This is a genomic window from Cellulomonas sp. McL0606 (assembly GCF_058248365.1).
Genome location: NZ_CM177779.1, coordinates 3,977,914 through 3,996,661 on the forward strand (window position 1 = coordinate 3,977,914; position 18,748 = coordinate 3,996,661).

The 18,748-nt window shown below is 73.6% G+C and carries 17 protein-coding genes and 3 pseudogenes; 10 read left to right on the forward strand and 10 right to left on the reverse strand.

What is annotated here, in order from left to right:
* Positions 1–2 precede the first annotated feature (2 nt).
* Entirely contained in the window at positions 3–368 is a 366-nt protein-coding gene (locus AC38ZX_RS20395; protein WP_491295701.1) for an Asp23/Gls24 family envelope stress response protein, read from the reverse strand.
* Positions 365–817, reverse strand: a complete 453-nt coding sequence (locus tag AC38ZX_RS20400; RefSeq protein ID WP_426593593.1) for an Asp23/Gls24 family envelope stress response protein — start codon at positions 815–817, stop codon at positions 365–367. Before AC38ZX_RS20400 ends, AC38ZX_RS20395 begins: the two co-directional genes overlap by 4 nt.
* A gap of 260 nt (positions 818–1,077) precedes the next feature.
* On the opposite strand from AC38ZX_RS20400, the pseudogene AC38ZX_RS20405 reads away from it, so the two are divergent.
* From AC38ZX_RS20405 to AC38ZX_RS20415, 3 genes and pseudogenes are all read left to right on the forward strand, one after another.
* Positions 1,078–2,757: pseudogene (locus AC38ZX_RS20405) on the forward strand (circularly permuted type 2 ATP-grasp protein); the annotation flags it as partial.
* Positions 2,758–2,959: 202 nt separating this feature from the next.
* Positions 2,960–3,550, forward strand: coding sequence for an alpha-E domain-containing protein (locus AC38ZX_RS20410; RefSeq protein ID WP_491297505.1), 591 nt, complete (start codon positions 2,960–2,962; stop codon positions 3,548–3,550).
* Positions 3,547–4,416 carry a transglutaminase family protein gene (locus tag AC38ZX_RS20415; protein WP_491297506.1) on the forward strand — a complete coding sequence of 290 codons (870 nt, stop codon included), beginning with the start codon at positions 3,547–3,549 and terminating at the stop codon, positions 4,414–4,416. The genes AC38ZX_RS20410 and AC38ZX_RS20415 overlap by 4 nt, the downstream gene beginning before the upstream one ends.
* 51 nt (positions 4,417–4,467) lie before the next feature.
* On the opposite strand, the gene AC38ZX_RS20420 is transcribed toward AC38ZX_RS20415, so the two are convergent.
* The 4 genes and pseudogenes from AC38ZX_RS20420 to AC38ZX_RS20435 form a co-directional block, all read right to left on the reverse strand.
* Positions 4,468–5,358: a hypothetical protein gene (locus AC38ZX_RS20420; RefSeq protein WP_491295702.1), complete on the reverse strand. Its 891-nt coding sequence runs from the start codon at positions 5,356–5,358 to the stop codon at positions 4,468–4,470.
* A 360-nt stretch (positions 5,359–5,718) separates the two neighbouring features.
* On the reverse strand, positions 5,719–6,246 hold the full coding sequence (locus AC38ZX_RS20425; protein ID WP_426593597.1) for a DinB family protein: 528 nt from the start codon (positions 6,244–6,246) through the stop codon (positions 5,719–5,721).
* 372 nt (positions 6,247–6,618) lie between these two features.
* Positions 6,619–7,278: a hypothetical protein gene (locus AC38ZX_RS20430; protein ID WP_491295703.1), complete on the reverse strand. Its 660-nt coding sequence runs from the start codon at positions 7,276–7,278 to the stop codon at positions 6,619–6,621.
* A 79-nt stretch (positions 7,279–7,357) separates the two neighbouring features.
* Positions 7,358–7,900: pseudogene (locus AC38ZX_RS20435) on the reverse strand (transcriptional regulator); the annotation flags it as partial.
* Between the two features lie 195 nt (positions 7,901–8,095).
* On the opposite strand from AC38ZX_RS20435, the gene AC38ZX_RS20440 reads away from it, so the two are divergent.
* The 3 genes and pseudogenes from AC38ZX_RS20440 (at position 8,096) to AC38ZX_RS20450 (ending at position 11,856) form a co-directional block, all read left to right on the forward strand.
* Complete coding sequence (locus AC38ZX_RS20440) at positions 8,096–8,701, forward strand: TetR/AcrR family transcriptional regulator (protein ID WP_426593599.1); 606 nt, start codon at positions 8,096–8,098, stop codon at positions 8,699–8,701.
* A gap of 1 nt (position 8,702) precedes the next feature.
* Complete coding sequence (locus AC38ZX_RS20445; RefSeq protein ID WP_491295704.1) at positions 8,703–9,827, forward strand: methyltransferase; 1,125 nt, start codon at positions 8,703–8,705, stop codon at positions 9,825–9,827.
* A 63-nt stretch (positions 9,828–9,890) separates the two neighbouring features.
* Positions 9,891–11,856: pseudogene (locus AC38ZX_RS20450) on the forward strand (NHL domain-containing thioredoxin family protein).
* Positions 11,857–12,016: 160 nt separating this feature from the next.
* Here the strand turns inward: AC38ZX_RS20450 and AC38ZX_RS20455 are convergent.
* The 4 genes from AC38ZX_RS20455 to AC38ZX_RS20470 all read right to left on the reverse strand — a co-directional run bounded on the left by AC38ZX_RS20455 (position 12,017) and on the right by AC38ZX_RS20470 (position 15,692).
* Positions 12,017–13,453, reverse strand: coding sequence for a GGDEF domain-containing protein (locus AC38ZX_RS20455; RefSeq protein ID WP_491295706.1), 1,437 nt, complete (start codon positions 13,451–13,453; stop codon positions 12,017–12,019).
* 230 nt (positions 13,454–13,683) lie between these two features.
* A complete protein-coding gene (locus AC38ZX_RS20460) occupies positions 13,684–13,899 on the reverse strand; it encodes a hypothetical protein (protein WP_426593603.1) in 216 nt (71 codons plus the stop codon).
* A gap of 40 nt (positions 13,900–13,939) precedes the next feature.
* Entirely contained in the window at positions 13,940–14,830 is an 891-nt protein-coding gene (locus AC38ZX_RS20465) for a chymotrypsin family serine protease (RefSeq protein ID WP_491295708.1), read from the reverse strand.
* 187 nt (positions 14,831–15,017) lie between these two features.
* The gene (locus AC38ZX_RS20470) at positions 15,018–15,692 is read right to left on the reverse strand and encodes a helix-turn-helix transcriptional regulator (protein WP_491297507.1); all 675 of its coding nucleotides are present in this window, start codon (positions 15,690–15,692) and stop codon (positions 15,018–15,020) included.
* Positions 15,693–15,815: 123 nt separating this feature from the next.
* Here AC38ZX_RS20470 and AC38ZX_RS20475 point away from each other — a divergent pair, with 123 nt between their 5' ends.
* The 4 genes from AC38ZX_RS20475 to AC38ZX_RS20490 all read left to right on the forward strand — a co-directional run bounded on the left by AC38ZX_RS20475 (position 15,816) and on the right by AC38ZX_RS20490 (position 18,744).
* A complete protein-coding gene (locus AC38ZX_RS20475) occupies positions 15,816–16,520 on the forward strand; it encodes an alpha/beta fold hydrolase (RefSeq protein ID WP_426593606.1) in 705 nt (234 codons plus the stop codon).
* 85 nt (positions 16,521–16,605) lie between these two features.
* Entirely contained in the window at positions 16,606–17,430 is an 825-nt protein-coding gene (locus AC38ZX_RS20480) for a DUF4397 domain-containing protein (protein ID WP_491295709.1), read from the forward strand.
* A gap of 25 nt (positions 17,431–17,455) precedes the next feature.
* Complete coding sequence (locus AC38ZX_RS20485) at positions 17,456–18,148, forward strand: class F sortase (RefSeq protein WP_491295710.1); 693 nt, start codon at positions 17,456–17,458, stop codon at positions 18,146–18,148.
* 2 nt (positions 18,149–18,150) lie between these two features.
* A complete protein-coding gene (locus tag AC38ZX_RS20490; RefSeq protein ID WP_426593609.1) occupies positions 18,151–18,744 on the forward strand; it encodes an RNA polymerase sigma factor in 594 nt (197 codons plus the stop codon).
* Positions 18,745–18,748: the final 4 nt, after the last annotated feature.

Below are 18,748 nucleotides of genomic sequence, written 5' to 3' on the forward strand. Positions count from 1 at the left end.
GGTCAGCTCCTCAACATGGATAGGTCGATGTCCTCGACGTGCACGTGCACCGGCGTCGGCGCGATCGCGGCCACCGCGCGCAGCACCCGGTCGGCGACGGCCGGCACGGGTTCGGACCCGTCGACGACGATGTGCACCTCGGTGCCCTCCTCGTCGTCGATCCGGACGCCGGTGACCCGACGCCCGGGCAGATAGGTGCCGAGCCCGCCGAACGCCCCGCCGTCCATCCGGACGACTCCCGGCAGCGCCAGGACGATCCCCTCGACCTCCTCGGCGAGGTTCCTCGGCTCGGGACCGACCGGCGCGACCGCGCGCACGGGGTCGACCTCGAGCTCGACGTCCAGCGGCGTCGGCACGGGTTCGGTCACTGGACCCGCGTCTCCGCCACCACCGGCGCGTCGTCCTCGTCGGGCAGGTGCACGTCGTTGACCACGACGTTGACCTCGACCACCCGCAGGCCGGTCATCCGCTCGACGGCACTGATCACGTTGCGCCGGATCCCCGTGGCCAGGTCCGCGATCGACACGCCGTACTCCGCGACGAGGTCCAGGTCGACGGCCGCCTCGGTCTCTCCGACCTCGACGGACACGCCCAGCGCGTGGTTGGTCCGGGCACCCGGGATGCGCTCGCGGATCGCGCCGAGCGCGCGGCCGCCCCCTCCGCCGAGCGCGTACACGCCCGCCACCTCCTTGGCGGCGATCCCGGCGATCTTGCTGACGACGGTGTCGGCGATCGTCGTGGTGCCCTCGGCGCTCACCAGCGCGCTCGGTCGGCGTGCGGCCGCGGCCTTGGTCGGGGCTGGCGTGGTCTCGCTCATGGTGGCCTCATTCAGGACGATTCACGAAGAAGGGTTTCCGACGAGGTGGTCCCCCGCCGCACTCACAGTGCGCCCCCCATGAGGCGAACGCACCTCAGGAGTCACCCGATCCTCGTGCACGAACCGCGCGCCGACCAGCCCTGTGGCAGCCATCGGCAGGGCAGACTCACCCTGTGACCGACCTGCTCTCCTCGCCGCGCCCCGCGGGCGGCGTCCTGGAGCACGCGGCCGACTGGTCCTGGCTGCCGGACCCCGCGGACGTGCCCACCGCCCCGACGCTCGCGCACGCGCGCGACGAGGCCGAACGGCTGCTCGCCGACCACGGCGTCACGTACGGCGCGGACCGACCGGACGGCGACCACCCCTGGCACCTGGACCCGCTGCCGGTCACCATCGACGAGCCGGAGTGGGCGCGTCTGGACGCGGCCCTGGTCCAGCGCGCGGAGCTGCTGGACGCGATCCTGCAGGACGCGTACGGCCCGCGCCGGCTGCTCACCGACAGGCTCCTGCCGCCGACGGTCGTGCTCGGGCACCCGGGGTTCGAGCGCGCGGTCGACGGGCTGCGGCTGCCGGGCGGACGCGAGCTCGTGCTGACGGCCACGGACATCGTGCGGGACGGGTCCGGCGCCTGGTGCGCGGTCGCCGACCGCACGCAGGCGCCCAGCGGCGTCGGCTACGCCATGGAGGATCGGCGTGTGGTCGCGCAGGTGCTGTCGGGCGTCTACCGGCAGGCGTCGATCCAGCGGCTCGGGCCCTTCTTCCGGTCGCTGCGGATGGCCTTGCGGTCCGTGGCGCCGGGGGACGCCGAGCACCCGCGCATCGTCCTGCTCACCAGCGGCGCGGGCAGCGAGACCGCGTTCGACCAGGCCTATCTCGCCAGCATGCTCGGCCTGCCGCTCGTCGAGGGACCCGACCTGCTCGTGCGCGAGGGCCGCGTCTGGATGCGCGGCGTCGAGGGGCTCGAGCCGGTCGACGTGATCCTGCGCCGCGTCGACGCCGAGTGGTGCGACCCGCTCGACCTGCGCCAGGGCTCGCGGATCGGCGTCCCCGGCCTGGTGCGGGCGGTGCGTGCGGGGACGGTCAGCGTGGTCAACCCGCTCGGCAGCTCGGTGCTGGAGAACCCGGCGCTGCTCACCTACCTCCCGCGGCTGGCCCGCGTGGTGCTCGACCAGGACCTCGCGCTCGCGTCCGCGCCCACCTGGTGGTGCGGCGAGGAGCGCTCGCTCGACCACGTGCTCGCGCACCTGGACGAGCTCGTGATCCTGCCGACCGAGCGCGGGACGAGCATCGGGACGATCCTCGGCTGGACCCTGAGCCACCGCGAGCGCCAGCAGCTCGCCGCACGGATCACCGCCGAGCCGTGGCTGTGGGTGGGTCAGGAGCCGGTCGGCCCGGCCGGGCCGACGGTGAACGGCACGCCCGTGGGCGTCGGCAGCGACCTGCCCAGCTCCGACGGCGTCGGTCCGGCCGACCTCGGGCCGCGCGCCGCGGTGCTGCGGACCTATGCGGTGGCGCACGCCGGCACCTACACCGTGATGGCCGGGGGGCTCGCGCGGGTGGCCGAGGGGCACGTCGTCTCGTCAGCGCTCGGTGCGGCGGCCAAGGACGTCTGGGTGCTGTCGTCGCAGCCGGAGGCCCCGCTGGAGCCCTGGGTGCCGTCCGACGTGTCCGCCGCCGGCGAGGCGGCGCAGCCGCGCCGGCCCGCGACCGGCATCTCGCCGCGCACCGCCGAGAACCTGTACTGGATGGGCCGGTACGCCGAGCGCGCCGAGGACACCGCCCGGACCCTGCGCGTCGTCATCGACCGCTGGGACGACTTCCACCGCCTGCCCGCGTCGACCGGTGGACAGTCGCTGCAGGTGCTGCTGGAACCGCTGGGCGAGTCGCCGTCGCTGCGTGACCTGGTGCTCGACCGTCGCACGGTCGGTACCGTCGCGCGCTCGATACGGATGCTCGGCTCGTCGGCGGCCGCCGTGCGGGACCAGCTTCTCGACCGACACGTTCGGGCCGCTCGCGCGGATCGAGCGTGCGCTTCGCGACGAGCGCAGCAGGAACCGCGGTCGCACCCAGACCGACGCGCTCGACCTGGGCGCGCTGCGCGCGAACACCGCGACTGCAGGCCTACGACCAGCGCTGGACAAGGTGCTCGAGGGCCTGCTGGCCGTCGCCGGCATCGCGGCCGAGGGCCTCGTGCGCGACGTCGGCTGGCACTTCCTCGACGCCGGCCGGCGGATCGAACGGGCGCAGAACCTCGTCGAGAGCCTCTCCCCGTTGGTCGAGCGACGCCCGACGGACGTCGACGCCTTGGTCCTGGAGTCCGTGCTGCTCGCGCACGAGTCCGCGATCACCTACCGGCGTCGCCACCAGACCGTGCCGACGGTCGCGGACGTGCTCGAGCTGCTGCTGCACGACCGGACCAACCCGCGCTCGCTCGCCTACCAGCTCGACCGGCTGCGCGAGGCCCTCGCCGTGATCCCGCTCGCCGGCCGCTCCCCGGACCAGCGCGACCACCTGCTCTCGGACGTCGTCGACCTGCTCGACGAGCTCGACACGGTCGCGTTCGCGGCCGCCGTCACCGAGGACGGCAGGCGCGCCCGGCTGGCGGAGTCGCTGGAGTCGATGCTCTGGCGCCTGCAGGCGACCGCCGACGAGATCGAGCGTGTGCACTTCGTCCGCGTGGCCCCGAGCCAGTCGCTGCAGGACCCCTGGGACGCCCGGACCGGTGCCGCATGACCGTCCGCCGCTACGACCTGGTGCACCGGACCACGTACGAGTACCCCGACGTGGTCACCGACTCGTACGGCCGCACCACGATGACGCCGCGCGACGTGCCCGGCCAGACGTGCGTCGAGACGATCGTGGAGATCTCGCCGGAGCCGTCGGACACCGCCGCCCACCTCGACTACTACGGCAACCGGACCACCTACTTCGGGGTCACGACGCCGCACACGACCCTGGTGGTGACCTCACGCTCGACCGTCGAGGTGAGCCGCCCGACACCGTCGGCGGAGTCCCTGCCGCGGGTCGGCTGGCAGGAGGTCGCGCGTCGCGTCGCGGCCGGCGACGTCGACCGCCTCGACCCCGAGCTCGCCGACCTCCGCGAGGCCGTGCTCCCGTCGGAGCACGTCTCGTTCGCCGACGAGGTGCGCGCCTGGGCCGCGCCGACGTTCCTGGAGGACCGGCCGCTCGCCGACGTCCTCGTCGAGCTGGCCCACCGCATCCGCACCGAGCTGGCCTACCGGTCAGGGTCCACCACCGTGCACACGACGCAGGCTCAGCTGCTCGCGCAGATGGCCGGCGTCTGCCAGGACTTCGCGCACCTGATGATCGCGGCGCTGCGCGTGCACGGGCTGCCCGCGCGGTACTCCAGCGGGTACATCGAGACGCGTCCCGCGTCCGGCCGGACCAAGCCCGCGGCGCCGACGCCTCGCACGCGTGGGTGTCCGCGTGGGTTCCCGGCGCCGGCTGGATCGAGGTCGACCCCACCAACGACCAGCTGGTCAACGACCAGTACGTCCTGCTCGGCTGGGGTCGCGACTACGACGACGTCCCGCCGCTGCGCGGGGTCATCTTTACCGAGGGCTCGGGGGCGAAGCTGAAGGTCGCGGTCGACCTCGCGCCCGCCGGGAGCCCGCGCTTCGCCTGAGGCTCTACCGGGCGGCGGTGGCCATCTCGCGGGCCTCGTCAGGCGTCACCACGAACCCGCCGCTGTCCACCACCGTGCCCCCAGCCCCCCGCCACACGGCCGCCGCGATGCGGGCGACCGACTGTTGCACGCGCGAGCGGGCGATGAGGTGCAGCTGGGAGGGCGTCTCTGTTCGAAGCTCGGCAGGGTTGGGCGGCTCCCACGTCACGACGTAGGCCCACGGCCCGTACGCACCGCTGTCCAGCGCCGACAGCGCGACCGGGATCTCCCGCGACCGCGCGAGGCGCACGGTGACCGCGCCGTCGTACTCGAACGTCGCCGTGATCGACAGCGCCCCGTCGCGGGACTCGACCGGGTGCCCCACGCGCGCACCGGTCATCGCGGGCCGGACGAGCGGCAGCGCGTCCCGCGCGGTCAGGGCCAGCGGCGACCAGAGCGTCAGGTCGACGGCCGCGCCCGGGTCGGGGGTGACCAGGCGGGAACGGTCGGCGGGGACGATGCCGCCCGCGGTCCGACGCGCCGCCGCGGACATCCAGCCGTAGACCAGCGCGAGGCCGGCCGGGTCCGTGGAGTCGAGCGCGTACAGGTCGACGTCCCGTGCGCCGAGGCCGGCCTCCCGCGCGTCGTCGCTGTCGAGCGCCGTCGGGCCCTCGAGCGTCGCGCCCGGGAGGAGGGCGAGGAGTCCCGGAACCGCCGGCACCGGAGCGTCGACCATGCCCCGGAACCGCGCGCCGGTCATCGCACGCGGGGCGGTCGGGGCTGTGACCGGGCTACGTTCCCAGGACGCCTCGGGGAACCACGCGGTCGCCAGCGCCACCGGGTCGGTGTCCCGCGGCAGCACGAGGACGTTGCGGCCGTCGACCCTGTCGGGGAAGCTCACCTGCGCCTGGTCCATGGCCGCGGACGGTACACATCGATTGATGCGGGAGTGTTTCGGCCCGGCGCGTCGCGACGCATCCACGCACAGCTTCACCCGGCCATCTGCGCAGGTCAGGCGCCTTCACCCTGCTCCGATCGGGTGGTCGTCCACCGATCCTGCCGCCTGTGCACAGGCCTGTGGACAATGCCTGTGGACAACCGGCCTCCGCCGCGCCCGGCGAACGCCCAGGGCGCCCACCCCTAGGCGCCGGACCGGCGATCCACGCTGCACACGGTGTGGACAACTCCTGTGGACAACGCGCGCGCGGACCCGCGCCGGCTGATCCGCCTGAGACCAAGGTCCCCCGTTCGAGGCCCTGGTCTCAGGCGGAACGCGTCAGGCGTCGACGTCGTGCAGGTGGTGGACCACGTCGTGCAGGAAGTACTGACCCAAGGTCAGCACGGTGAACTGCGACCCGTTCGACCGCGTCCCTGCGCGGTCCCACTGGTCGTCGGCGACGGAGTCGAACCGCGCGGCGGTCACGTCCGCCGCCGCTGCCAGCTCGCCCGCGACCACGGCCGGGTCCTGCAGGTCGTAGCGGTCGGCCAGCGCGGTCGCGTCCTGGTCCCAGTTCTCGAACTGCGGGTCGTCCTGCGTGAGCAGGAGCTCGAGGCGTCCGTCGAAGATCCGGAAGACGTCGCGCGCGTGCGCGCCGTACTCGAGGGTGGACCACGTCGTGGGTTCGGGCCGCTCGCGGGCGTCGGGACGGCTCAGCGCAGCGAGCCATCGCGGTGCGAGCTCGCGCACGGTCGCGCCGATCGTCGGCCCGGCGACGTCGGCGGCGGTGAACCCGCACTCGGGGCACTGCTCGGCAAGGACCCAGGTCCAGTCCTTGGTGTCGGGCTCGGGGATCAGGTTCGTCATGCCCGCACGCTAGCCCGCGTCGGTCGTCGGCCCCAGCGAGGTACCGCCGGTCACCACCAAGATTCCGCCAACGCCCCACTCAGCCGCTGCGGCCGGAGGTCGTCGCGCGGCGTCACGGTCGAGCGACGGATCCCCTCCGCCCGTCGCCCGACCGGTCCCGCCTCAGTCCCTGCCTGAACCGGGCGACGGGCACCCGCCCCTCGCGGATGCCCGTCGATCGGACGAAGCCGACTACTGCAGCACAATCCCCTCGGCGGCCGACCCATGCAGGAGGTCGGCGCCACGGCGCAGCCCGAGGGCTCCGCTGGTCGAAACGGTACGAGCAAGGGGGTTGCAGGACAGTTGCAACCGTCGGGGAACCGTTGTCCGGGGCTATCGACGGTGCGGCGGGGCGTCCAGGCGACGCCCGAGGAGGTCCAGCCGCCCCACTGCCTGGACGTGCGCCGGGGTGCCGCGCGGCGCCAGCCACGCGAGCCGCTCCCACGCCTGCCAGTCGTCGGCACCCTCGTCGGACGCCACCCACCGGCTCACCACGCCGGGCAGCGAGTTCGCCAGCACGGCGGCGCGCAGCTCGGCGGACAGCTCGTCGCGGGCCCGTTCGATGCCGGGCGCGACCGACCGCGGCAGGACGGGACCGGGATAGCTGGAGAGTGCGGCCTCGATGTCGCCGGCGGCCAGCAGCTCGCGCACGAGATCGGCGTCCGTGCGCAGCGACGCGGTCAGCCGGTATGGGCGGGACTCGCTGAGGAGGGGTCCGACGATGCGGCGCAGGCGCGAGACCTCGGCGCGCACGGTGACGTCGGAGAGCAGCTGCTCGCTGAGCAGCACGGTGAGCTCGTCGGCGCTGAGACCGACGGGGTGCCGCGCGAGCAGCAGAAGGATCTCGGCGTGCCGCAGGCTGAGTCGGACGTCGACGCCCCCGACGCGGACCATCGGACCGGTGGACAGCACCCGCAGGCGTGGCATGAGGTCGAGGTCGCTTCCCGTGCGCACGATCAGCCGGCTGCTCCGCGTGGTGCGGTCGGCGGCCACGCGCGCGAAGCTCGGCCTCGACGGCAGCGACGGTGGCGCGGACCAGCGACATCACGACCGGCGACGCGACCACCGGACCGCCGGTCACGTCGATCACGCCGAGCACCTGCCCGGTCGGGGCGTGCACCGGGACGGCCGCGCAGTTCCACGGGTGGACCTTGCGGGCGTAGTGCTCGTAGCCGACCACCTGCAGGGGCTGGTCGATCTCGAGGGCGGTCCCGAGCGCGTTGGTGCCCGCGCAGTCCTCCCGCCACACCGAACCTTCGACGAACCCGACGCCTTCCATCTGGCGACGCACGCCCTGCTCGCCCTCGACCCACAGGAGGCGGCCGGCGTCGTCGGTCAGGGCGGTGACCCAGCCGGCATCGGAACCCGGCGACACCAACAGCTCGCGGACCACCGGCATCGCGGCCGCCATCGCCAGGCCACCCCGGTAGGACGACAGCGAGCGCCCGACCATGTCGACCGGGGCGTTCTGCACCTCCGGGTCGACGCCGCTGCGCTGGCTGCGGCGCCACGAGTCGGCAACGACCGTCCGCACGTGGCGACCGGGCGGCCGCCCCGTGGTGACGAACCGTTCGTGGGCAGCGCTCACGTGGGCGGCGTCTGCGACTTCCGTCATCCCACTCCCGTCGACCACGTCGTCGAGCGCTGGTCCCGCCGCGGAGATCCGGGGTTCACGGCGAGCTGTTGGTCGCAGTGTACGAAGAATCCGGGGGAATACCTTCACCCTCAGTCGTACCGGTTGTGTGACGATCGGGTGCGATCCCGCTCACGTAGGCGCGATGTTCATGACACAACGTGCGACGATGTCACCATGCCCAAGATCATCGGCGGCTCCCTGCACGAGCACCGCGAGCAGACGCGCCAGAAGCTGTTCGCCGCGCTGTCCGCGCTCATGGCGGACCAGGGTTTCGACGCCATCACCCTGGCGGAGATCGCGGCCGCGGCCGGGGTCGGGCGCACGGCCGTCTACAACCACTTCCCCGACAAGGAGTCGCTCCTGCTCGGGTTCATCACGCACGAGACCGAGCAGTACGCCGCGACCCTGCAGCGCTCGCTCGACGACATCGACGACCCCACCGAGCAGCTCCAGATGTACGTCCGCCAGCAGGCCGCGCTGACCCGGGTCTACCACCTCGCCCCCGGCCCGGAGCTGCGGTCGGTGCTCTCGCGCGGCACCCAGCAGCGTGTCCGCGAGCACGTCGTGGTGGTCGAGCAGATCCTGCGCCGGATCCTCGCCGCCGGGATCTCGTCGGGGGCGTTCCCCGACCAGGACCTCGACGTCACCGTGCCGCTCATCAACGCCTGCCTGTCCGGTCGCGGTGTGCCCGCCGACGGTCCCGAGCGCGAACGCGCGATCCAGCAGACCGAGCAGTTCGTGCTCCGTGCCGTCGGCGCCCTCGCGCCCGTCCCGGCCTGACGTGCCCAGGAACCGCAAGAACCGCAGCGCAGCACCGCCTGCCCACCTCGGCAGCCACCCGAACTCACGCCGCCCGGGCGTCCGGCCACCGGCGCGGCGTTCGGTGGCCGTCGAGCTCACCTTCCTGCCCGGACTGGCGGACGTGCTTGCCGACGAGGCCGCAGGGCTGCTCCTGGCCGGGGCGCCCGAGTCCGTGCCCGGTCGCGACGACGCCCTCGAGGTCGCGCTGCTCGGACCGCTGGCCTCGGTGGCCGACCTGCGGACCGCCGTCGCGGCGTTCGTGGTCCTGCGGTTCGACGTCCCGCGGCCCAAGTCGCTGACCAGCGGCGACCACCTGCAACGCATCATCGACGCGATGGGGTCCTCGCTGCGGGTGGCCCGTTCGGCGTCGTTCCGGTTCGAGGCCGCGGGCGCCGACTCGGCGGTGTTCCAGCGGCTCGCAGGGTTGCTCTCGGAGGCGACCGGCCTGCCCTACGACGAGCGCGACGGCGAGCTGGTCCTGCGGGTCCGCCGCGGCGTGCTGGCCCGCCCGTCCGGCGACCCCGGCTGGGACGTGCTCGTGCGGGTAGGGCCGCGCCCGCTGTCCGCCCGCCCGTGGCGCGTGGCCGACTACCCCGGCGCCGCCAACGCGACGATCGCCGCGGCCATGGTGCGCCTCGGCGGCCTCGTCCCCACGGACCGCGTGCTCAACCTCATGTGCGGGTCGGGGACGCTGCTGGTCGAGCGGCTTCTCGCCGGGCCGGCGTCGCAGGCGGTCGGCGTGGACATCGCGTCCGAGGCCGTCGTCGCGTCGTCGGCGAACCTCGCGGCCGCCGGTGTCACCGCGCAGGTCCTCCAGGGCGACGCGCTGGCCGCGGTACCCGGATCCTTCGACCTCCTGCTCGCCGACCCACCGTGGGGGACGCTGCACGGGTCTCACGAGTCGAACGCCGACCTGCACGCCGGCCTGCTGAGCGCCGCCTACGAGGCGGCCGCACCGGGCGCCCGGCTCGTCGTCCTCACGCACGAGATCAAGATCATGGAACGAGCGGTCCGGGACGCCGACGCCCTCTGGCACGTGCGCGACCAGGTCCGCGTCTTCGCCAAGGGTCACCACCCCCGCATCTACGTGCTGGACCGCACCTAGTCCGACTGCCGTACGGCCCCGGAGGCAGCGACTCGACCTGCTCGCGCGTTGGACAATGGGCGCATGCGTGAGAGCAGACTTCCCCGAGTTCGTGCGTCCGAGCTGGTCGGGCGAGAGTGGCTCAACACCGGCGGGCGGTCGCTGTCCCTGGCCGACCTGCGCGGCAAGATCGTGATCCTCGATTTCTGGACGTTCTGCTGCATCAACTGCCTGCACGTGCTCGACGAGCTGCGCTCCCTGGAGGAGCAGTACCGCGACGTCCTGGTGATCGTCGGGGTGCACTCGCCGAAGTTCGCGCACGAGGCGGACCCGGACGCGCTGGCGGCCGCCGTCGAGCGCTACGAGGTGCACCACCCGGTGCTCGACGACCCCACCCTGATCACCTGGTCCGCCTACACCGCGCGCGCGTGGCCGACGCTCGTCGTCATCGACCCCGAGGGGTACGTGGTCGCGCAGATGGCCGGCGAGGGTCACCGGCACAACGTGACGGTGCTGCTCGAGGAGCGTCTCCGAGCACGCCGCCAAGGGCACGCTGCACCGCGGCGACGGACCGTACGTCCCGCCCGCACCCGTCGAGGGCACGCTCCGGTTCCCGGCCAAGGTCATCGCGCTGCCGAGCGGCAACCTGCTGGTGGCCGACGCGGGGCACCACAGCCTCGCCGAGCTCCTCCCGGACGGTGAGACGTTGGTCCGCCGCATCGGGTCGGGTGAGCGGGGGCTCGTCGACGGGGGTCCCGACGACGCCCGGTTCAGCGAGCCGAACGGGCTGTGCCTGGTGCCCCTGGAGCTGCGGCCGTGGCTCGACTACGACGTGCTCGTCGCCGACACGGTGAACCACGCCCTGCGCGGCGTCCGGCTCGCGGACGGCGGCGTGACGACCGTCGCCGGCACGGGCGAGCAGTACATGGTCGGCGCCGCGGACAACTTCCTGCCGTGGGACGACGACGAGCCCGACGAGGAGCTCGCCTTCGCGCCGGTGATCGGGCAGCCCGGAGATGCCTCGGCAGCCTTCGCCTCGAGCCCGACGAACTCCTGGGGCGAGCACCAGCCGCGGCCGGAGGTGCCATCGGGCCCTCGTCGCCAGAAGCTCTCCTCGCCCTGGGACGTCGTGTGGTCGCCGGCGCTCGCGGGGTTCGTCGTCGCGATGGCCGGCAACCACACGCTCTGGGTCTTCGACGACAAGGACGGATCGCTCAACCAGCTCGCCGGCACCCTGAACGAAGGATTGCTGGACGGTCCCCTCGACCAGGCGTGGTTCGCGCAGCCGTCCGGGCTCGCGGTGGGTGCCGACGACAAGGTCTGGGTGGCCGACTCCGAGACGTCCGCGCTGCGGTGGGTCGATCCGGTCGAGCGGACCGTGCACACCGCGATCGGCGAGGGTCTGTTCGACTTCGGCCACCGCGACGGCCCGGCCGCGCAGGCCCGCCTGCAGCACCCGCTGGGCGTCGCCGTCCTGCCCGACGGGTCCGTGCTCGTCGCGGACACGTACAACGGCGCGGTCCGTCGGCTCTCCGCCGGATCGGTGTCCACGATCGCCGACGACCTGGCCGAGCCCAGCGGACTGCTCGTGCTGGACGACTCGGTGCTCGTCGTCGAGTCCGCCGCTCACCGGCTGACGCGGCTGCCGCTGCACGGAGTCGGGCGGGTCGAGGACCACGGGGCGCACCGCACCCGGCGGCCCGTCACCGAGCTCGCGGCCGGCGAGGTGCGGCTCGACGTCGTCTTCACGCCCGCCACCGGGCAGAAGTACGACGACCGCTACGGCCCCTCCACACGCCTGCAGGTGTCGTCGACGCCGCCCGGCCTGCTGCTCGACGGCGCGGGCGACGACATCCCCCTCGATCGCGTCCTGCGCCTCGACCCGGCCGTGCCCGAGGGCGTCCTGCACGTCACCGCGCACGCGGCGTCCTGCGACGCGGACCCCGCCGTCGAGTACCCGGCCTGCCACCTGAACAGCCAGGACTGGGGCGTGCCCGTCCGCCTCGTCCAGGGCGGCGCGACGACGCTCACCCTCCCGCTGCACGGCTGAAGCACACCCGGCGACCTAGGTCCCGACGACCGGCGGCGCGAGCTCGCGGCACGCCGCCTCCGCGGGGAGCACGCCGTGCACGACGTCGTACGCGCAGTCGTCGCACACCCCGCCGACATCCGTGCCTGGCGTATGCCCGCCCTGCTGCGCGACGAAACCCCTACCGGGCGCCTCGGACCGCCACACCCGCCAGCGCGTCCAGCGACGTCAGCACCACGTCGCCGGTCGCGGCGGTGGCGGACATGCCGATCTCGACGAGCCACGGGCCGTAGCCGACGACCACCGTCGCGAACTGCGCACCCACCTCGGCCGGGCTGCCGCCGCGGGCGACGGCGGCGGCGGGCTCGTCGGGCGACGACCCCTCCCGCCGGGTCAGGACGGTCCAGGTGGACCCGCCGAGCGTCTCGGTCGCGGCGGCCGCGAACGCGCACAGGCGCGGCACGACCCCGGACTGGGCAGCAGCGATCGCGGCAGACCCGGCGACGATCACGCGCTCGGCGGTCACGGTCGGGTCGGCGGTGGCCGGGACCGTCGCGCGCAGGGCACGGGCCCGGGCGCGCTTGGCCTTGTACTGCGCGGCGTCGGCCTGCCGGAACAGGTGCCGCGCGGACACCGACCCCGTGACGGCGGTCGACGCGATGCCGTAGGAGATCGCGGCGCCGTGCGGCAGCGGGAACGCCGCCACGGTCGACGCCATGGTCTCGGCGACCTCGGCGCGGCGACGCCCGACGGTGACCACGCAGAACTCGTCGCCGCCGATGCGTGCGGCGGTCGAGCCCGGCAGGGCGTCGGCGACGCGGCTCAGCACGTCGGCCACCGACCGCAGGAGGTCGTCGCCGGCGTCGTGCCCCATGTCGTCGTTGACGCGCTTGAGCCCGTCGACGTCGCACATGACGATGCAGGTCTCGTGCCCCGACTCGAGCGCCGACTCGGCCTCGGCGTCAGCGACACGGCGGTTGGACAGGCCGGTCAGCGGGTCGTCGGCGACCAGGTGGCGCACCTGCGCCTCGAGGTCCACACGCGCGACCGCGCCCGCGACGAGCGCCGCGAGCACCTCGGCGCGCGCGATGTCGTCGACCAGGAACGGGATACCCGGCCTGCCGCGGGACGCGACGATCTGCCCCCAGACCGTGCCGTTCACGATCAGCGGCGAACCCAGCCCGCTCGCGGCGTCGACCTCACGCAGCGACGCGACCTCGATCGGGTCGCCGGCGTCGGGGTCGTCCTCGGCCGTCGGTTCGTCGTGGACGGTCCGAGCGTGCGCGACCCAGCTGGCCCGGTCGCGGATCATGTTGCGCAGGGCCGGTCGGTCGTTGGCGCGGTACGACGCGCGGGACAGCCAGACGAGCCTGGGGTCCGTGGGCCGGGGCTCGACCGCCACGATCCGGCACGTGTCCTGGTCGATCCGGCAGAAGGCGACGCCCTGGGCATCGAGCACCTCGAGGGCCGTCGAGGTGGCGACGTGGGCGACCTCGTCGATCGATCGGCAGCGGTCCAGCCGGTGCGCGGCGAGGGCGAGTGCGCGCACGCCGACGGTGCTCGCGGCAGACCTGCTGTCCGCTCGCGCTCCCTGGGCCGATATGCCGCGACGCGTCACGGGGCAATCATCGACCCTCGCCGCCGGTCGGGGCGATCTCGCAGCAAGTGAGGTCCATGAGATCACCCGTCCTGACGCAACAATTCGCCCGAACCGCGCGGCGTTCGAGCATTTGTGCACACGTTGCGCCGGGAAAACACACCGTCACGTGCGTGGTCCGACCCCGAATGGCCCAGCGTGATCGACGTCAAGACGTCGGTGACTGCGGCGAATGGCGCGTAACGCGCAGTTCAGACGCCTGCATGCACCGCCCCGACCACCCGGACGTGAACATCGACGCCATCGATCATCGCGGGCAGGTCGTGGCGGCCGTCCCGCGAGACGTTCACGCGGATCTCGTAACCGGCACCGGTCCGCGCGATACCGATCCCGCGCACGTCGGTGCGGCCCTGCAGGGTCGTCCGCAGCTGCTCCTTCGCAGCCCGTGCCTGCTCGATGCTCGCCATCGCGCGCCACCTCCCGTGTGCCGCGGGGCCGCGCGGGGCCCTAGAGCAGGGTGGCTCCGAACGCGGCGAGCACGGCATCGATCGGGTTGACGTAGGTCAGCCCGGACCCATTGTCCCCCCCGGACTCCGAGCCTGCAAAGAGCAGCCCGATCGCCACGCCGTCCTCCCGGTACACCAGCGACCCGGAGTCCCCGCCGCGGGAGAAGGGCCCGGTGCCCGTGGACTCGACCTCGATCTGGTTGTCGAAGGTCAGCCGCCCAGCTCCTCGCCATAGCCGACGACCACGTCGTCCAGCTCGATCGCGGTCACGCGGCCGTGCGTCGTCGCGGTGGTCCGGCCGATCTTGCCCACGGACTCGCCACCCAGCACCACGGCCGTCGTCGTGATCCGACCGACCGGGTACTGCAGGTCGGGCTGCGCGAGCTCGCCCTCCAGGCGCGCGATCGCGCAGTCGACGACGCCACGACCGTTGGGCTCGCTCGACCTGGCGCGCCAGCGTGGCGACACGGTCCTCCGGGGCCGAGCCGCCGTCCGCGCGTCCCGGCTGGAGCACGACGTCACCGACCTCGGCCGCCGGCGTTCCCGAGAGCACGTGGTAGTTGGACAGCACGTGGACCTCGCCGTCGACGCGGACGAACGCCCCGAGCGTCCCGGCGCTGACGTCGACGTGCCCGATGGAGACCCCCGGCCGTAGGGGCCGTACTCGTCCCGTCTCACCGAGCGACTGCGCCCGGATCACCGGCGGGCGCGGACGGACCGTGGTGTCGTCGAGCCCGCGGATCCGGCCCGTGCGGCGGACGTCCGCGTCGTCGGGACCGATCTTGTCCACCACCTTGCGCGCCACGCTGCGCACCGAGGACAGGCCCAGCCGGTAGCGCACAGCCAGCTGGTAGGACCCGTCCTGCTGGCGTGCCAGCCCGAGCGCGAGCACCGGCGCCGAGCTTGCCGCCCGACACGTCCGCCGGTCGCACCACCCGCTCCGACAGCTGCCGTGCGTAGTCCGCCAGCTGCGCCTTGACCTCACGTGCCTCGTGCTCGTCCACCGCGGGTCCCCCTTCGAAAGGCCCGGTCTGTCCGGGCGGGAGCCAGTCTGCCGGTGACCACCCACACGCGTCGCGTCAGGCGTCCGACGGGCGCGCCGACACCGGGCGGGCGCCGGACGGGGGCTCGCCGACGGACGCGACGGGGCGGGGGTCGTAGCGTTCCGGCGTCAGGTCGGCGCGCAGCACCCGGTCCAGGCGGAACCAGCGCAGGTCGTCGCGAAGCCGGCACCAGGCGACGAGGTACCAGAGACCCCCGGTGCGCGCGAGCAGGATCGGCTCGACCCGACGGCGGCTGACGGTGCCGTCGGACGCGCCGTACTCGATGGCGACCACCAGCGACCGGTCCAGCGACTGCTCCACCGCGCGCAGGACCGTCGCGGGTGGGCCCTGCGCCGGCTCGGACCGGGACCACACGCGTGCGGCCAGCGCGTCGGCGCGGGCCCGGGCCTCGACCGGCAGCGCATCGAGCACCTTGGCGCGCGCGGCGTCCGCGTCCGAGCCGAACGGGCTGCCCGGCGGTAGCGCGCGGACCGCGAGCGCGAGTGCGACCGCCTGAGCCGGCGTGAAGTTCACCGGCGGGAGCCCGACCGACGCCGCCAGCACGTACCCACCGCCGAGGCCGGCCTGGGCCGCGACGGGCAGGCCCGCTTGCTGCAGCGCCGACACGTCACGCTTCACGGTCCGCGCCGAGACCTCGAACAGCCGCGCCAGCCGCGCGCTCGTCGTGCCCGCTGGCCCGACGCGGCGCAGCCTTCGGCGAGCGCGTACAGACGATCCGTCCGATTCATGGCTCCATCATGGTGACACAAAGGTGACACGGGGGTGTCACTTCGGGCGGTGCGCCGGTGGGACCAGCGAGGCAGGCTGGGTCACATGACACAGACAGCAGTGATCCTGGTACCGGGTGCGTGGCTCGGCGCGTGGGCGTGGGATCGCGTCGTCGGGACCCTCCGCGACGAGGGCCTCGACGCCTATCCCCTGACGCTGCCCGGGCTCGACCCGGACGCCACCGACCGCGGCTCGATCACGCTCGACGACCACGCGCAGGTCGTCGTCGACCTCGTCGACACCCTGCCTGGGGACGTCGTGCTCGTCGGGCACAGCGCGGGCGGCTCCGTGCTCAGCGAGGTGGTCGACCAGCGCCCCGACCGCATCCGCCGCGCGATCTACGTGGACAGCGGTCCGCAGGAGGACGGCGCCGTGCCCAACCCGCAGATCGGCCCGGACCAGGCCGAGGAGCCGCTGCCGCCGTGGGAGGCCCTGGGCGAGCAGAGCCTGCAGGGGCTGTCCGACGAGGACCTCGCCGAGTTCGCGCGTCGGGCGGTCCCGCATCCCGGGGCGGTGCGGCGGGGCCCGGTGCGGCTGGCCAACCCCGCCCGGCACACGGTGCCCGTGACCGCCATCTGCACCAGCCTGTCCTCGGAGGAGCTCAAGCCGATGGCGCACGGAGGCCCGCCGTTCTTCACGGAGCTGGCCGAGTTCGACGTCACGTACGTCGACCTGCCGACGGGCCACTGGCCGATGTGGTCGCGTCCGGACGACCTGGCGGCGGCGATCGTCGAGGCGATCAGGGGCTGAGTGGTGCATCCGCCGGAGCGGGTCGTCGGGAAGAGGCACTGTCAGCCCACAGGTACACCTGAGGGCCCTTCCCGAAGGACGCACCATGCGCGCTCGACTCCTGGCCGGCATCGCTGCCGGCGCCCTCGGCCTCGCCGCCTTGACCGCCCTGCCCGCCGCGGCCGCGAGCACTGCCCAGCTGTCCGTGTTCCACGCGGTGCCCGGCACGACCGTGGACGTGTACGTCAACAACAAGCTCACGCTGGACAACTTCACGCCCGGTTCCATGGCCGGACCGCTGGACCTCGCAGCCGGGACCTACGCGATCGCGGTGACGGCCTCGGACGCCGCGGACGCCAGCGCGCCGATCATCGGGCCGGCCAACGTGACCCTCGAGGCCGGCAAGAACTACACGGCGGTCGCGCACCTCGACGCCAGCGGGAAGCCTGCGCTGACCGCGTTCGTCAACGACACCTCGACCACCGCCGCGGGCGAGGGGCGCCTCACTGTCCGGCACGTCGCGGCGGCTCCTGCGGTCGACGTGGTGGTCGGGGGATCAGCCGTCGTCAGCGGCCTGACCAACCCGAACGAGAAGGTCCTGAACCTTCCGGCGGGCACCATCTCCGCGTCCGTCACCGCGGCGGGCACGACGACCCCCGCGCTCCTCGGGCCGGCCGACATCGCCGTCAAGGAGGGCACCAACACGATCGTCTACGCCTGGGGCAGCGCCACATCCGCGCCGCCCACGCTCGCCCTGGCCACACAGACGATCGACGGACTGCAGGCCAACCCGTCCGGGGTGAACGCCGGTGAGCTCGGGCTCGCCGCGGACCCCTCCACGCCGGTCTGGCCCTACGCGCTCGGTGCTCTCGCACTGCTCGGCGTCGTCGGGCTGGCGCTGGCTCGCAACCGTCGTACCCGCGCGGTCTGAGCCGCCAGTGATCCGAGAGCCGGTCATGCCGTGGTCCGGGAAGGTCGACGCGGGACGCGTCGCGCCGACCCGGGCCACGGCGCGTCGTCTCGTGGTGGCCCTCGCGACCGCCGCGGTGCTCGCCGCGTGCTCGAGCGGCCCGGGCCCGGTGGTCGCGGCGCCCCCCTCGGCCACGGCGACCCCGCGACCGTCGCCCGCGACCGCCGTCCCCGCCGTCCCCGACGTCCCGATCTACGACGCCACGCTCGGACCGGTCGCGCCACCATCGCCACGACCGGTCCGGCTCGACGTCCCGGACGTCGCGATCGGCATGCCGGTGGATCCGGTCGGGGTCCTGGACGACGGCGAGATGGCGATCCCCGAGGACGCGAACCGGGCCGGCTGGTACGAGTTCGGCCCGACGCCGTCCGACCCGACGGGCTCGACGGTCGTCGCCGGGCACGTGGACAGCCGGCAGACAGGTATCGGGCAGTTCGCCAAGCTGCGCAAGCTCGGCGTCGGCGCATCGATCACCGTGACCACCGAGGACGGGGTCAAGCACGTCTATGCGGTGACCTCCGTGGACAAGATCGCGAAGGCCGGCGCGCCCGTGAGCCAGTGGTTCGACCGCTCGGGCGCGCCGCGACTCGTGCTGGTCACGTGCGGAGGGGCATGGAACCGCGCCATCGGGCACTATTCAGACAACGTCGTGGTCACCGCCGAGCCGATCGGTGGGTAGCGATGACTCTGCTGAACGGGGTGTCGGTGAACGGCGTGCACCGCGTTGATCCTGACGGGGAAGGTGTCGACGAGCTCGGTCGCGCCTTCGTCGCCGGCGACGAGGACGCCATCGCCGAGGCCTACCGCCGGTGGTCGACGCTCGTGCACACCGTCGCGTTCCGGTCGCTGGGCAGCGTGGCCGACGCCGAGGAGGTCACCCAGCAGGTATTCGTCGAGGCCTGGCGCAGCCGGCACCGGTTCGATCCCGACCGCGCCCGTCTGCCAGCCTGGCTGCTCGGCATCACCCGGCACTGCATCGCCGACGCGCACGAACGGCGGTCTCGCGATCGTCGCCTGCGCGATGCGACGATCACCGACGAGGCCCTCGTGACCGCCGCCGACGACCGGGTGGTGGAGCGTGTCGTCGTCGCCGACGAGCTGGACCGGCTCGGCGACCCGCAACGCACCATCCTGCGGCTAGCGTTCTACGAGGATCTCACCCACGACCAGATCGCCCACCGGCTCGACCTGCCGCTCGGCACGGTGAAGAGTCACGTCCGGCGGAGCCTGGCCCGGCTGCGGACGCGATGGGAGGTGGACGGTGCCGTTCGATGAGTCG